Genomic DNA, 14,894 nt, shown 5'->3' with positions numbered 1-14,894 from the left:
GAATGGAAAGAAACATATCATTCAACAGCACTTCATTTATAGTTACTCTAAAGCAGCACAATTCTAGCAAAATTAATATAACAAAAAATATTTATTGAAACATATAATGTAATGTATTCTATGTAATTGGTTAAAGGTTTGTTCTCACAAGCAATATGTTTTAGCAACAATACTACTTGTATGATGAGCTGTAGAAGTAGTACTCAATCTCATTAAAAATAAAAAAGAGAGCAAAAGCTCTCTTTTTCCTTACCTTATTCTTCCCAAACTTTAACTTCTTTCATTACATCGCCTTGACGCATTTTTAATACTGTTTCAATACCGCTTGTTGCTTTACCGAATACAGTATGAACACCATCTAAATGCGGCTGTGGCTCATGAACGATAAAGAATTGGCTACCGCCTGTGTTACGGCCAGCGTGAGCCATAGAAAGTGATCCTACAAGGTGTCTATGAGGGTTTCCATCAGTTTCACATGGAATAGAGTATCCTGGGCCACCTGCACCTGTACCTGTTGGGTCTCCACCTTGGCTTACGAAGCCAGGAATAACACGGTGGAATGTAACACCGTCATAAAATCCTTGCTCTGCTAATTTTTTAAAGTTTTCTACTGTTTTCGGTGCTTCTTCTGGAAAAAATTCCAAGTCGATTTTTTCACCGTTTTCCATTAATATGTATCCTAAAGTTTTCATACGTATATGTCTCCTTTCAAGTATCTCAGCACTATATTACCACATTCATGACTAGAAACAAAAAGAATCCGACAATCTAGATACTTCTTTTTTGAAATGTGGAAAAAGCTAGGTGACAAATAAGAAATATATACTATAATAACTTTGTTGCCCGAAAATTTTAGAAAGAGAAAGGGAGCGATTTTTCGTGAAAACGAAATTACTAGCTCTGCTATTAGCTGTAACGGTATTTATGATGCCAACAGCTTCGTTTGCAGACATCATCGAGGGAGAATCAATTGTTACATTAGGAGAGAACTTATCTGAACAACAAAAACAAGATCTGTTAAAAGAAATGAAAGCACCGAAAGATGCTACAATTATTACTGTATCTAATGCGGAAGAACATAAATTTCTAGAAGGCATTGTTCCAAAAGCACAAATTGGTACGAGAGCAATTTCTTCTTCTATGATTACATACACAAAACCAGGATCTGGTCTTATTGTACGATCAAAGAACATTAACTGGGTAACAGATGCAATGTACACTAACGCTTTGATTACAGCAGGTGTAAAAGATGCAGAAATTCAAATTACTGCACCTTTTAAAGTTTCAGGAACTGCAGCTTTAACTGGATTAATGAAAGCATACGAAACTGCGTCCAATAAACAAATTCCTGAAGAAGTTAAAAAAGTAGCGAATGAAGAAATGGTACAAACAGCCCAGCTTGGTGATAAAATTGGTGAAGAAAAAGCAGTTCAACTTGTTGCAAAAATTAAAGAAGAAATTGCAAAAGAACAGCCAAAAACAACAGAAGATTTACGTTCATTAATTAAAAAAATTGCTGATCAACTCGGCATTACATTGACAGATGAACAGTTAGATAACTTAGTATCGTTATTTGATAAAATGAAAAATCTTAATATCGATTGGAATCAAGTTGGTAGTCAATTAAACAAAGCAAAAGAACACGTTTCTGCCTTCTTAGGTTCTGAAGAAGGACAAAGTTTTCTAGATAAAGTGAAAGATTTCTTCTCAAGTATCATTGATTTTGTTAAATCTTTATTCAAGTAAAAAAGAAGCCCGCCAGTGACGGGCTTCTTTTTTTATACAAGTAACGGTAATTTCATAACAGCCTCTTCAACCGAACGCACTATATGATTTGCTTTCTCCTTTACATATGGATGGGCATGATGAAGAGTAAATGAATGCGGGGTTACTTCAAACATAGAAATATCATTGAAAGAATCTCCAATACAAGCAACTTCATTTGCTTCAATTTGCAAATGGTCCATTAGTCGCTTTAGAGCACTCCCCTTACTCACGCCTCTTGGCATAATATCAACATAGCGTTTACCTGATATAAAAACTTCCGCTTCGCCTTGAAACATATCTCGTAGCTCTTGATCTAACGTCACAATTTTCTCTTCTTCTCCAAAAACAAACAATTTTGCAGGGTGTACAGTCTTACCAAACTCTTCTTCTAACGCTTCAATTTCAGCGATATGCACGCCCATATACGCTTCAAAATTATGGTGATGTTCATTCTTCCTTTTTGTATATCGCTGCTCATTTGCACAAACAATATCCGCTAGTCCTTTTTTATGTATATATCGATATATTTCCTGGGCAACCACATTTTCAAAACTCGATTCATGAAATAAATTTCCATCCGGAAGCAACATTGTCGCTCCATTTAAGCCAGTTGTGTAATATGGGAATGAAAACCTTTTTACAACTTCATCAATTCTGTGTGTAAAGCGGCCAGAGGCAAAACAAATATTTGTCCCTTTCTCAGCTAACCAACACAGCGCACGTTCATCTTCTTTTTGCATATGATTCACATCGTAAACGAGCGTGTCATCTAAATCACTTACAAATAATTTAATCATGTCCTCTTCCCCTTCCATACACAATATCTACTCTAAGTGTACACAAAAAATGTTTGATTTTTGTTAAAAAATAATAAATTTTTGCTAAAAAAAAATAAACGGGTGTATAATCCCGTTTATTTTTGTCTTTTTACATTTTGAGGTCTTACAATACTTGGTCGTACTTTTAAACTAGACATCGTTGGACGGAGTAAAATTTTTGTTAATGCGCCCCAATCAAATGGTAAAAACGGCCATAAATAAGGTGTTTGTAAACTTTTTATAGACGTTAAAAATAAAATTAATATCGTCATACCAATTACAAATCCCATCTCATGGAAGAGGCCTGTTAAAATAATAACAAATAATTTCCCAACCTTATTCCCTAATCCTAATTCATAACTCGGTGTTGCATATGCACCAATCATCGAAACTGCTACATACAAAATCACTTCTGGCACAAACAAACCTACATCAATTGCAATTTGACCAATTAATATAGCGGAAATCAACCCTGCTGCAGACGATAACGGCGTTGGAGTATGAATGGCTGCCATCCTTAAAAACTCAAGTCCGACCTCTGCCATTAACACCTGTAATAAAATTGGTAAATGCGTCATCTTAGTCGGTCCAATAAAAGCAAGATTTGCTGGCAAAAGAGTTGGATCAAATACAAACACTAACCAAAATGGTAATAAAAATAACGAGAATATAACACCTAAAAAGCGCACCCAGCGTAAAAATGTACCGACAGCTGGATTTTGTCTAAACTCTTCCGCGTGCTGTAAATGATGAAAATATGTTGTCGGTGTAATCATAGCACTTGGCGATGTGTCAACAAGTACTAACACATGACCTTCTAGTAGATGATTTGCTGCTACATCTGGCCTTTCTGTATATCGAATAAGTGGGAATGGGTTATAGCTTTGCTTTACAACAAATTCTTCTACTGTTTTATCCGCCATCGTAATTCCATCTACATCGATGTTATTTAATTCTTGTTTTATAATCTTTACTAAATCTGGATTTGCAACATCTTGAACGTATGTAATACAAATATCCGTTTGCGATCTATCTCCTACTCGAACCATTTCATTTCGAAGACGTGGATCTCGAATTCTCCTACGAATTAACGCTGTATTTACAACGATATTTTCAACAAATCCATCCCTCGCACCTCGTACTACCTTTTCGGTATCCGGTTCTGTCGGTGTTCGCCCTGGATAACTACGAACATCGATCGCGAACGCTTCCGTTTCACCTTCCACAAATATCACGATCAGTCCTGATAATACTTGGAGCATTACCTCATCCATCGTTTTCACTTTACTTACTTGTTGATGGATTAAGCGATTCTCTAAAAGCTTCACTGTATCTTCTTCTACATCCCTTATCTCATTTGTATCCACCGCTTCTTCTAAAATAGGGATAATATAATTTGTATCACAAAGTCCGTTTACAAATAACACACCAATTTCTTTATTCAAAATTTGAAATTTACGAATGCCGACATCGTATGTAACGCCTAGTCCAACTGTCTGCTTTAAATAATTTTCATTGTCACTTATGAAAGTTGATATAGGGATATCCACTTTTTTAGGCTTCGTCATAAAAACCACTCCTTTCCAAAATTAATTGAATTGCTTTCTTCGTAATAGGTGATCCCCTCTCCCATTCATCATTTCCACACATCTTACCAATGTCACCGACTCCAACGATGACAGGAACATTCAAGTCATCTAAACAATATATTGTATCTCCGCTAATCCTGCCAATTTCACCATCTGGAAGTCCAAATTTATCAACACCGTATTCGGTTAAATTCCCGTTCCGATCTACACTTACATCTACACGTGCCCATTCCCAATGATGCGTATTAGACGCTACTGCTAAAATACCGAGCACATCAATTTGTTTATGGGTAGCCACATATTTTAATGCCTTTTCACCAGATCCTTCTCCAATAAATCCACTGTCATCAAACATGACAAATACAGGGTCATATGGCGTTTGCATAATAAGCTCAACAACTTTTTTCCCTGTCAATTTGGTTGGATTACTTTGTGATGCTGAAATACACCTTCCCCCAAATTCCTTCGTTAAAAGCTCAATTGTCCGCTTTGCATATTCATCTCCATCTGTGACCAAAACAACCCTTCGTCTCATTTGATTTATCCTTTCGGTTTACATATAAGTGCTATAAAAAATGAAAACAATATCGCTGCGGAAATGCCCGCAGACGTTAAACTAAACATGCCAATACCAATTCCTAAATATCCATGTTTTTCTGCTGCATGCATTGCTCCGTGCAATAGTGAATGTCCAAAACTTGTGATAGGGACTGTCGCTCCAGCACCTGCAAATTTTATTAGTTTATCGTACAATCCAAATCCATCTAAAATTGCTCCGATGACTACAAAAGTTGCCATTAAATGAGCTGGTGTTAACTTTACGAAATCTAACAATAGTTGCCCAATTAAACAAATAGCTCCACCTACAAGAAATGCATATATAAAATCCACAATTCACTCTCCTTTAACTCTCTCAAATACGACACCATGTGCAATTGTTGGAATCGTTTCCTTCTGTTGCATCATCATCGGGCTTAATAATGCACCAGTCGCAACGACAAAAATTCGTTGTAAATTCCCTTTTTGCATCTCGTGTAATAAATGGCCATACGTAACAACTGCTGAACAAGCGCAACCACTACCACCTGCAAACACTTCTTCTTGACTTGATTCATAAATCATCAATCCACAATCATTGTATATATGCCCAAGATCATAACCTTCCTCAAGTAAAAGTTGTTTCGCAATCGGCGTCCCAACAGCTGATAAATCACCCGTAACAATCAAATCATAATCATCGGCACTTCTTCTTAAATCTTCAAAATGTTGTTGAATTGTATGAGCTGCTGCTGGAGCCATCGCTGCCCCCATATCCAAAGGATTTGTAATTCCTAAATCTTGCACTTTTCCGATAGTAGCTGACGTAATTTTAATTGCACTTTTTTCATTGCTAATTAATATAGATCCTGCACCAGTCACAGTTGAATTTGCTGTCCCTGGTTTTTGCCCACCGTACTCTGTTGGATAACGAAATTGTCTTTCAGCCGTTGCATTATGACTGCTTACTGTAGCTAAGACACGATTTGCAAATCCACCGTCTATAAAAGCTGAGCCAACTGCTAAAGTCTCCATAGACGTTGCACAAGCGCTAAACATTCCTAAAAAAGGAATGCCCCACTTACGCGCAACATAATTTGCTGTCACTGTTTGATTTAATAAATCTCCCGCTAAAAAGAAATCAATTTGCGATGTTTTTATATTCCCTTTTTGCACTGCTTGTTGAATTGAGTCTGACATTAATCTTCGTTCGGCGAGCTCCCAATTTTCTTCTCCACAATGCAAGTCATCATATGAAATATCAAATTTTTTCCCAAGAGGGCCCTCAGCTTCTTTCGGACCGACAGCAGTACCCGTTGCATTCACATATATATCATTTTGAAATACCCACGTTTGTTTTCCGGTCAACCTCATACTAGCCCCTCCTTTAAGACATAAAAATTTTAAAGGTATACCTTATTAACCCAATGATATATGCACCAACAACCCCAAATACAATCACACTTCCTGCCAGTTTAAACATATTTGTAGCAATCCCTAGAACAACCCCTTCGCTCTTATGTTCTAAGGCAGCGCTCGCCATAGAATTTGCAAATCCCGTTACCGGTACCGCTGATCCTGCTCCAGCAAATTGACCGATTTTATCATATACACCACACCCTGTTAAAATCGCGGATAATAAAACAAGGGTTGCAACAGTTGGGTTTCCTGCCTCTTGTTCACTGAAGTGAAAATAATGTATATAAAATTTCATCAATACTTCTCCAACTGTGCAAATGAGTCCACCTACAAGAAATGCTTTGATACAATTTAGTAAATAGTTTGGCTTTGGATGATACTCCTTCACTTTATTTATGTAATCATCCTTCAATTTCTGACTTGTCATTTATATACTGCCTCCTACTTTACGAAATAAATCCAGTGAAACAACGATCCTATTACTTTCCCAAGTACAAGGGCAACGAGTAAAACAATAATCTTCCCCTCTACCCCTACTCGTTTCGCTAAAATAGGCAGAACATTTAACACCTCTGTTAATGCCGCAGCAAGCATTCCAATGAACGTGCCACAAAATATCCCTAATATAACGAGCCAATATTGCGACGTTTGAAATGTAATGTTTTTCAAACTGCACCAAGCCCCTGTTAAAGTACCTGCAATGACTGCCCACTCAAAATATTGAATATGCTTTCCACTTCTCGTTAATTGGGCTAAACGGGGGATTATACCAAGTACAGCTAAAAATGCGACATATCCGCTACCTACCGCAATCCCTCCAGCTAAACCAATTAAAATAACAAATCCAGACTCAATCATCGGTAAGTTGTTTCATATTATCCTTGTTTTCATTAACGATTACATACTGATCAAGTGACTGTTGGTATTGAAACATCTCAACTTCTAGCGGACTCGGCTCTTCATTAATTCGCTTTTGAAATACATGATTAAAGAATAAAACCATCCCTAAGCCAAGACCTAAAGAATAAGGAATTTGAAATAAAAGTGGTTGCGCATTAAATTCTCCAGTAATCATGTAATATAACCGTTGATGTACTTGTTGCATACTTACATCTTCATGGAAATAAATGATCGCAAGGGCCGCTCCAATGAAAAGTAACAGCCATACAAGCCCGAAAAAAATTGGGTGTGTCTTCTTTTTTTCGTATATAATTTCAACAAGAGTTTGTCCAGAACCGAGTAAATTAATTTGTAGATGAGATGCTTTCTGTTGAATAATCTCAATTACTTTCATAACATCAATTACAACATGCGTCTTATCATGCGCTGTTATTTTGTAAACTATCTCATTTTGTAACAACTCAACTACGGAAGAATCTCCGGCAAGTTGAGCAACATCGCCCAGCTTTACTTCATAAGTAGGAGAAACTTTTAAACGATTGCGCATTTTAATATAAATCGTTTGTTCCAACTTTCATTCACCCCTTCACTCTTCCTCGTAGTTGTAGTATGGTTATTGAATTTTTTTCTAATACAATTTTTTCATAAAAAAACATCTGCACCATTTCGGTACAGATGTTTTTTACTTATGCCTTTTTCTTAAATAAGTTTGCAATACTTAATGCAAGCCCTCCCCAAATGACTACTATTCCAATAACCATCATCATAATTGCTGATCCACTCATTATGAAACACCTCGATCTTTCCATTCTTTTTCAAGCTTGGCAGAATCCGAATGTATTTGTGCATTCCATTTCTTTAGACTAATAATTAGCGCAACGATAAGGAAGGCTGCTGCTATCGACCAACCATACGTTACAACAAACTCAGTCGGATAATCTCCATAATTCTTTTTAATATTTTGGATTGTACCATCAATTAGCATATACCCTAACATAAGCGGAGTAATAACGAGTAAACTCACTCTCCAAAACGTTCCTAATTTAATATCAGATACAAAGTTTGCATGATTTTGATAAACTGGTAAACGACGTAAAATGAGCCCTATCGTCACTACTTCCGCAAGTGCAATTGTAATTAATCCGAAATTATTAGCGAAATAGTCGACAACATCTAAGAACATAAGCCCACCACGTGTTGCAAATACAAGAGAAACTAACACGAGAAGGGTTCCCATAATTCCAATGGTTTTTTCCCGACTTAAACTGAATTTTTCAGATACAGCGGCAAAACATACTTCCGCGAGTGAAATAAGTGATGTAATTCCAGCAACCGTTAACGATAAGAAAAATAAAACACCAAACAACGGTGACATCGGCAATTCATTAATAATTTGGGGAAATACTACGAACGCAAGCCCAACGCCAGCACTTGCTACTTTATCAACCGGTACTCCCATATTATTTGCCATAAATCCAAGAGCTGCAAAGACCCCAATACCTGCTAATAATTCAAATCCTGAGTTTGCAAATCCAGTAATAAAGGCATTATTTGTTGTATCCGAGTTTTTCGGTAAATAACTAGAATACGTAATCATAATTCCAAATGCTAAAGATAAACTAAAGAATATTTGACCGTAAGCAGCAAGCCATACTTTCCCATCAAAAATACGACTCCAATCTGGTTTAAAGAATGCATCTAGTCCTTGCATAGCACCTTCCATCGTCACTGCACGAACAACGATAATAAGGAACATAACAACTAATAAAGGAATAAATATACGGTTAACAACTTCGATTCCTTTTTTAACTCCTTTAAATGCAACGCCAAGCACAATAATCCAAACGAGAGCTAACGGAATTAATACTTCTGGTACAAGTCCTCCAAATTGTCCTGGCTTATCTGCAACATGTAAGTACTCTTTAAATAAAAATGATTGCGTGTCTTTTCCCCATGCTCCAGTAATTGCAAAGTATGTATACGATATAGACCAAGCAATAATCACTGCATAATATGTTGAAACAATAAATGTTACGCACATTTGCCACCATCCAATAAATTCTGCACGCGGGCTAATACGGAAAAATGTAAGTGGTGCTGAGCCACGATGACGATGACCAAGGGCAAACTCAAACGCTAACAATGAAATACCAGTCGTTAATAATGCAAATAAATACGGTAAAAAGAATGCTCCTCCTCCATTTTCATACGCTGTATAAGGAAAACGCCATATGTTTCCTAATCCAACGGCAGATCCGACCGCTGCGAAAATAAATCCAGCTCTCGTTCCCCACTGTTGCCTCGTTTCCATGTTTCCTTCCCCCTTTATGACAAGTTCATACTTGGATTATATTTTAAATTTACTAAATTATCAATAAATTCTGTTAATTTTTGCGAAAATTAACATCTCTCTCCTATTAACGGCATAAAAAAATCGAATAGACAATTATTCGTCTATTCGATCTTTCATCTGTTTTAATATTTTCTTTTCAAGTCTTGAAACTTGTACTTGCGAAATGCCTATGCGCTCGGCTACTTCTGACTGTGTTTGATCTTTATAGTAACGCAAGTATACAATTAAGCGCTCTCGTTCATCTAGTTCTCTAATCGCTTCTTTTAAAGCAATTTTATCGAACCATTTCGTTTCAGATTGATCTGCAATTTGATCTAAAATAGTGATTGGATCTCCATCGTTTTCATATACAGTTTCATGTATAGATGAAGGGGCCCGGCTCGCTTCTTGTGCTAGAACAACTTCCTCTGGCGTTAGTTCTAGTGCCTCTGCCACTTCATTAATCGTTGGAGCCCTTCCGAATTCTTTCGAAAGCTCATCTCTCATCTTTCGAATTTTGTTTCCTGTTTCTTTTAAAGACCTACTAACTTTCACTGATCCATCATCACGTAAGAAACGTTGTATTTCACCAATAATCATTGGAACTGCATATGTTGAAAATTTCACGTCGAAAGATAAATCAAATTTATCTACCGATTTCAAGAGCCCAATACATCCAATTTGAAATAGGTCGTCTGGTTCGTATCCTCGATTAAGAAACCGCTGTACAACCGACCAAACGAGGCGCATATTACTTTGAACGATTGTATCTCTCGCTTGTTGATCTCCATCTTGACTTTTTTGAATTAACGCTTTTAGCTCGTGGTCCTTTAACTGAGGTTTCTTCTTCTCATTTTTGACCTCTATGTCCATAGGCTATTCTCCTTAATTGCATAGAGCGTTACTATTTGATAAGTATTTTGTCAAATGGATTGTTGTCCCGAAAGATTCGTTTGAAATAACTTCTACTTCATCCATAAAATTTTCCATGATAGTAAATCCCATTCCGGAACGCTCTAATTCAGGTTTAGTTGTAAAAAGGGGTTGTCTCGCTTCATCTAAGTTAAAGATTCCAATCCCTTCATCTCGAATCGTGAGTTTCACCATTGCTTCTTCCAAAATTACAGAAATATAAACAATACCTTCTGCATTTCCTTCGTATCCATGAATAATTGCATTTGTAACCGCTTCTGACACAACTGTTTTAATCTCCGTTAATTCTTCCATCGTTGGATCTAGTTGTGCAATGAAAGCCGCCACAGTAACGCGAGCGAACGATTCATTTTGACTTAATGCTGAAAATTGAAGGTTCATTTCATTTCTCATCTATGCCACCCCCAACGTCGCGAGCGCGTGCGCTTCACTTTCTTCTAAGCGAACGATTTTGAATAAGCCCGACATTTCAAATAAACGCTTAACAGGCGGTGAAATTGCACAAACAACCATTTCTCCACCTAATCCCTTTACGTGTTTATATCGGCCTAATATAACACCTAGACCAGAACTATCCATAAAAGATAAGTTCTCTAGGCTCAAAACAATATGATGAACACCATGTGTCTCAATCATATCTGTTACTTTCGTTCGCAACTCTTCAGCCGTATGATGATCTAATTCACCCTCTAGTCTCACACATAGGACGTCACGTTTTACTTCTAATTGCATGGAAAGACTCACACGATTTCCTCCTTATGCTCAAACTTTACTTATTCACATACATAAAGATTTTCGTGATACAAAATAAGAATCCTTCCTGCTGACAAAAGAAGAACTATTTCGTCATAAAGTGAAACCTTTCAGCATTATTCACTTACATACGAATAGAAAAGCGGCAAAATATTTGCCGCTATTTTGATGTTGAAAACATCCCAAAACTTCTTTTAAATAACTCCCACCAGCTCGCTGCAGCAACATCTTCTTTTGCTACAATTGTTTGTTTTAATAAAACATCTTTATCTTTTTTAATAACAAGTGTACCAAGCGCGTCACCTTTTTTAATCGGTGCTTTTACTTTCTTTTCAGCAATTACTTCTTGTTTTACCTTGTCCATATTCTCGCCCTTCTTCATAAGAAGAGAAACATTATCTGATGCAACTAAATCTACTTTTTCTTTTTTCCCTTTCCCTACTTGAACTGTCTTAATTTTTTCGCCGCGCGTATACAATTTCTTTGTCATATATTGACCAAATGCATAGTCAAGAAGCTTCGTCACTTGGTTGTTCCGTTCTTTTGATGTTGGTGCTCCCATGACAACTGAAATGACACGCATGCCATTTTTTTCAGCCGATGCTGTTAAACAATATTTCGCTTCTGTCGTAAAACCTGTTTTTACTCCATCTACGCCAGGATAAAAACGTACTAGCTTATTCGTATTAACGAGCCAAAACTTTTTATCCGTATCTTCACGTAAATAATCTTCGTACTTACCTGTATATTTACGAATAAGTGGATACTTCATCAATTCTCTCGCCATTATAGCCATATCATTTGCTGTCGAATAATGGTCTTTGGCCGGAAGACCTGTTGGGTTTTGAAAATGTGTATTTTTCAGCCCTAGATCTTTCGCCTTTTTGTTCATCATATTTACAAATCCTTCTTCTGAACCTGCGATATGCTCGGCTACTGCAACAGATGCGTCATTTCCAGATGCAATTGCAATACCCTTTAACATCTCATTTACAGTCATCTCTTCCCCAGGTTCTAAAAAGATTTGCGATCCACCCATTGAAGCTGCATGTTCGCTCGCTCTAACTTTGTCGGTCAGCTTTAATTTTCCTTTTTCAACTTGTTCCATAATTAAAAGCATTGTCATAATCTTTGTCATACTAGCAGGTGGTAATTTTTCATTTGGGTTTTTATCAAATAAAACTTTACCTGTATCTTGCTCAATTACGATTGCTGACGACGCTTGTTCCGCTAACTTCGGCGTTGTTTCTTCTGTTTTCTCCTGCTTCGTTTTCTCAGATTGTGCGAAACTCACTGAAGTTCCAGAAAGCAATAACATGAAACAAACAAGTATTCCAAAAACTCGCTTCATGACTAACCCTCCATTCTATATCAGACCTATTTTTTCCAATTCACCTTTTTTTAATACCAAATTTTTCTAACATTTTCAGTTGACAAATACATTCGTCCCCTATATTGTATTAAGTGTATTACACACAGTAGTACACTTAATACATATGAGGAAGGAGACATTGCTCTTGCATATTCAACTTGATCCAAGAAGCAACACTCCGATATGGGAACAAATTGTTCAAAATATAAAAGAACTCGTATTGAAAAACATGTTGGCTCCAAGTGATAAACTTCCTTCTGTACGCGAACTCGCTTCTTTACTCGTTATAAATCCAAATACAGTGAGTAAAGCGTATCAAGAGTTAGAGCGACAAGGAATTATTGAAACGTTACGAGGAAAAGGAACATTTGTATCCCAATCGATTACCCCAACATTAGACGAAAGGAAAATCGCTATGGTTGAAAAGCAATTTCATCAATTACTATTAGAAGCCTCTTATCTTGGTATTACGAAAGATAAAATTCATGATTGGATAGATTCATACTATAAAGAGATTGGAGGGAATACGGATGTTGAAAGTGACAAGCTTGAAGAAAACAATTGATAATCAAACAATTTTAGACGATGTTTCTTTCACATTGCAAAGAGGGAGTATCATCGGATTACTCGGAAGAAATGGCGCGGGAAAAACAACTTTATTGCGAACGATGGTCGGTATTTTAGACCCAGACGAGGGAACTGTTACATATGAGGATATCGACATCCATAAAAATCCTGAAACGAAACAAAAAATCGTATATGTTCCGGATTCTACTAACATGCTGAACGGTTATACAGTAAAAGAAATCGTGAAGTTTTATAAATCAGTTTATACAGCATTTGATGAACCATATTTCTATGAACTACTAGAACATTTCAACTTACCAAATAAACGAATTCGTAGTTATTCAAAAGGAATGAAAGCACTGCTCGCCATCATTTTAGCCGTTTCTACAAAGGCAGAATATATCATTTTAGATGAACCGACAAATGGACTTGATCCTATCGTGAAAAGGAAAATTTTACAGTTTCTCGTTGGAGAAGTTGCAGAAAAAGAGATTACCATTTTCATCTCCACTCACCATTTAGATGAAGTAGAACAAATTGCAGATACAATTATTATATTAAAAGGCCGTACTATCTCGTCTATTACATCACTAGACGATGCAAAATCACGATTTGTTAAAATACAAGTTGCTTATGAACGTTCACTACCTCAAAAACTAGAAAACTTAAGCAATATTAAAATATTAAATCAAACAGGAAAAGTATATACAATCTTAATCGAAGGAAATGTGGCTACAACACTGGAGAAGTTTTACAAAGAGCAACCTATACTTATTGAAGAATTAACAATGTCACTTGAAGATGTCTTCGTTACGACACTGGAGGAGGATGGGTATGTTTCATAAAGCGTTGTGGATGTGGAATTGGAAGCGTGGGAAATATGCTGCGTTACTTTTTCTCTTCAGTTCACTTTATTTTTTATCTTTCGAATACTATCAAGCAGCAGAAACTCAACAGTCTCTCTTTCTCCATCCAGAAAAAATAGGTGAAGAAAAGTTCTACTATCATTATTCTTTTTATTCTTCTAATAGCTTTTGGTTAGGTATTATTACAATTATCCTATCCTGTATATTAATTGGCTGGGAGCGAAGTAATCAAAATGGAGATTCACTTATGACATTTCCATTTAAAAGACGTGATATGTTCTTATCGAAATGGGTTTTCGGTGGATTTTTCATTTTACTATCATTTCTAATCAATTGGGGTCTTATGTATTTTATTTATAAATCTACGATTCACTTTGAATATCAATCTTTCGAACCATTTCATCGATATTTCCTGTACGCAATTTTCACATATATCGCTATCTATACTGTCTCTTTATGTATAGGTACATTTACTGGCAGTATTATTTCACAAAGCATCTTCAGCATTACTTTTTGCATAATGGGAATGGGAATCTTTTCACTCTTACTCCTTTTCTTTACAGCTCACGCTGAGGCAATACAGGGGAATAAAAGTTATACGAATTTCGAAAACATTTATAAATTCAATAAAAAGACCAACATTTCAAGCGCTATATTAGACTTTTCAATTAGTTATAATTACCACCCTACTGTCCAATCAGATGAAGATCATGGAAAAGTAATACAAAGGGGACCCACTTTTCATAGTTACTACTCTGCAAAAGTAATACTTGTTCCTATCTTCTATACTATTTCCAGCTTACTAATTGGTATGTTTCTTTATGCACGATCACCTAATGAACATAATAAGAAAATTTTCCTTTTTCCAAAATACAACTCACTCTGGATGTGGGGTACTACCTTTTATTTTGCATTAATAGGTGGGCAAATGTTAAAACGTTTTGATTTATTATTTAGTTACTATGTTGGATTCTTTTTATTTGGAATCGTCACTTATTTTATATTATCACGTCTTACAAACTATAAAGTTTTTTAAAGGAG

General features: G+C 36.2%; 19 protein-coding genes. 4 read left to right on the top strand and 15 right to left on the bottom strand.

From position 1 onward, the window contains the following. Positions 1-254: 254 nt before the first annotated feature. Entirely contained in the window at positions 255-692 is a 438-nt protein-coding gene (locus HMAS_RS04205) for a peptidylprolyl isomerase (protein WP_000853782.1), read from the bottom strand. 187 nt (positions 693-879) lie between these two features. On the opposite strand from HMAS_RS04205, the gene HMAS_RS04200 reads away from it, so the two are divergent. Further along, positions 880-1,746: a DUF1002 domain-containing protein gene (locus tag HMAS_RS04200; protein WP_000850515.1), complete on the top strand. Its 867-nt coding sequence runs from the start codon at positions 880-882 to the stop codon at positions 1,744-1,746. A gap of 32 nt (positions 1,747-1,778) precedes the next feature. Here the strand turns inward: HMAS_RS04200 and HMAS_RS04195 are convergent, their stop codons facing one another. From HMAS_RS04195 to dacF, 14 genes are all read right to left on the bottom strand, one after another. Continuing rightward, positions 1,779-2,582, bottom strand: coding sequence for a Cof-type HAD-IIB family hydrolase (locus HMAS_RS04195; protein WP_002024734.1), 804 nt, complete (start codon positions 2,580-2,582; stop codon positions 1,779-1,781). Between the two features lie 98 nt (positions 2,583-2,680). Further along, the gene (gene spoVAF / locus HMAS_RS04190) at positions 2,681-4,153 is read right to left on the bottom strand and encodes a spore germination protein SpoVAF (RefSeq protein ID WP_000165595.1); all 1,473 of its coding nucleotides are present in this window, start codon (positions 4,151-4,153) and stop codon (positions 2,681-2,683) included. Next, positions 4,140-4,709 (bottom strand): stage V sporulation protein AE, encoded by a 570-nt coding sequence (locus HMAS_RS04185; protein ID WP_001254415.1) that lies wholly within the window; start codon positions 4,707-4,709, stop codon positions 4,140-4,142. Before HMAS_RS04185 ends, spoVAF begins: the two co-directional genes overlap by 14 nt. A 5-nt stretch (positions 4,710-4,714) precedes the next feature. After that, a complete protein-coding gene (gene spoVAE, locus HMAS_RS04180; protein WP_000345904.1) occupies positions 4,715-5,065 on the bottom strand; it encodes a stage V sporulation protein AE in 351 nt (116 codons plus the stop codon). Between the two features lie 3 nt (positions 5,066-5,068). Next, entirely contained in the window at positions 5,069-6,085 is a 1,017-nt protein-coding gene (spoVAD, locus tag HMAS_RS04175; RefSeq protein WP_001241163.1) for a stage V sporulation protein AD, read from the bottom strand. Positions 6,086-6,098: 13 nt separating this feature from the next. Continuing rightward, complete coding sequence (gene spoVAC / locus HMAS_RS04170; RefSeq protein ID WP_000203810.1) at positions 6,099-6,557, bottom strand: stage V sporulation protein AC; 459 nt, start codon at positions 6,555-6,557, stop codon at positions 6,099-6,101. 14 nt (positions 6,558-6,571) lie between these two features. Beyond that, a complete protein-coding gene (gene spoVAB, locus HMAS_RS04165; RefSeq protein ID WP_000572936.1) occupies positions 6,572-6,988 on the bottom strand; it encodes a stage V sporulation protein SpoVAB in 417 nt (138 codons plus the stop codon). Then, complete coding sequence (locus HMAS_RS04160) at positions 6,981-7,601, bottom strand: stage V sporulation protein AA (RefSeq protein ID WP_000438366.1); 621 nt, start codon at positions 7,599-7,601, stop codon at positions 6,981-6,983. The genes spoVAB and HMAS_RS04160 overlap by 8 nt, the downstream gene beginning before the upstream one ends. A 115-nt stretch (positions 7,602-7,716) precedes the next feature. Beyond that, complete coding sequence (locus HMAS_RS04155; RefSeq protein WP_000016826.1) at positions 7,717-7,815, bottom strand: methionine/alanine import family NSS transporter small subunit; 99 nt, start codon at positions 7,813-7,815, stop codon at positions 7,717-7,719. Next, positions 7,815-9,341: a sodium-dependent transporter gene (locus HMAS_RS04150; RefSeq protein ID WP_000450089.1), complete on the bottom strand. Its 1,527-nt coding sequence runs from the start codon at positions 9,339-9,341 to the stop codon at positions 7,815-7,817. The genes HMAS_RS04155 and HMAS_RS04150 overlap by 1 nt, the downstream gene beginning before the upstream one ends. A gap of 135 nt (positions 9,342-9,476) precedes the next feature. Then, complete coding sequence (sigF, locus tag HMAS_RS04145) at positions 9,477-10,235, bottom strand: RNA polymerase sporulation sigma factor SigF (protein WP_000350729.1); 759 nt, start codon at positions 10,233-10,235, stop codon at positions 9,477-9,479. A 12-nt stretch (positions 10,236-10,247) separates the two neighbouring features. After that, entirely contained in the window at positions 10,248-10,688 is a 441-nt protein-coding gene (spoIIAB, locus tag HMAS_RS04140) for an anti-sigma F factor (RefSeq protein WP_001243398.1), read from the bottom strand. Further along, positions 10,689-11,039 carry an anti-sigma F factor antagonist gene (gene spoIIAA / locus HMAS_RS04135; RefSeq protein ID WP_000059135.1) on the bottom strand — a complete coding sequence of 117 codons (351 nt, stop codon included), beginning with the start codon at positions 11,037-11,039 and terminating at the stop codon, positions 10,689-10,691. It lies immediately after the preceding gene. Between the two features lie 169 nt (positions 11,040-11,208). Further along, positions 11,209-12,399 (bottom strand): serine-type D-Ala-D-Ala carboxypeptidase DacF, encoded by a 1,191-nt coding sequence (gene dacF, locus HMAS_RS04130; protein ID WP_000831998.1) that lies wholly within the window; start codon positions 12,397-12,399, stop codon positions 11,209-11,211. A gap of 166 nt (positions 12,400-12,565) precedes the next feature. Here dacF and HMAS_RS04120 point away from each other — a divergent pair, with 166 nt between their 5' ends. The 3 genes from HMAS_RS04120 to HMAS_RS04110 are packed head-to-tail and all read left to right on the top strand — an operon-like array spanning position 12,566 to position 14,889. Then, positions 12,566-12,985 carry a GntR family transcriptional regulator gene (locus HMAS_RS04120; RefSeq protein WP_000548027.1) on the top strand — a complete coding sequence of 140 codons (420 nt, stop codon included), beginning with the start codon at positions 12,566-12,568 and terminating at the stop codon, positions 12,983-12,985. Further along, positions 12,951-13,832, top strand: coding sequence for an ABC transporter ATP-binding protein (locus HMAS_RS04115; RefSeq protein ID WP_088867903.1), 882 nt, complete (start codon positions 12,951-12,953; stop codon positions 13,830-13,832). The genes HMAS_RS04120 and HMAS_RS04115 overlap by 35 nt, the downstream gene beginning before the upstream one ends. Next, positions 13,822-14,889: an ABC transporter permease gene (locus HMAS_RS04110; protein WP_116344705.1), complete on the top strand. Its 1,068-nt coding sequence runs from the start codon at positions 13,822-13,824 to the stop codon at positions 14,887-14,889. Before HMAS_RS04115 ends, HMAS_RS04110 begins: the two co-directional genes overlap by 11 nt. The last annotated feature ends 5 nt before the right edge of the window (positions 14,890-14,894 follow it).

Source organism: Bacillus sp. HMA207, from assembly GCF_003402455.1.
GTDB classification, from domain to species: domain Bacteria; phylum Bacillota; class Bacilli; order Bacillales; family Bacillaceae_G; genus Bacillus_A; species Bacillus_A cereus.
Note: the sequence above shows the minus strand (reverse complement) of the source record. Positions and strands in the feature narration are given on the sequence as shown.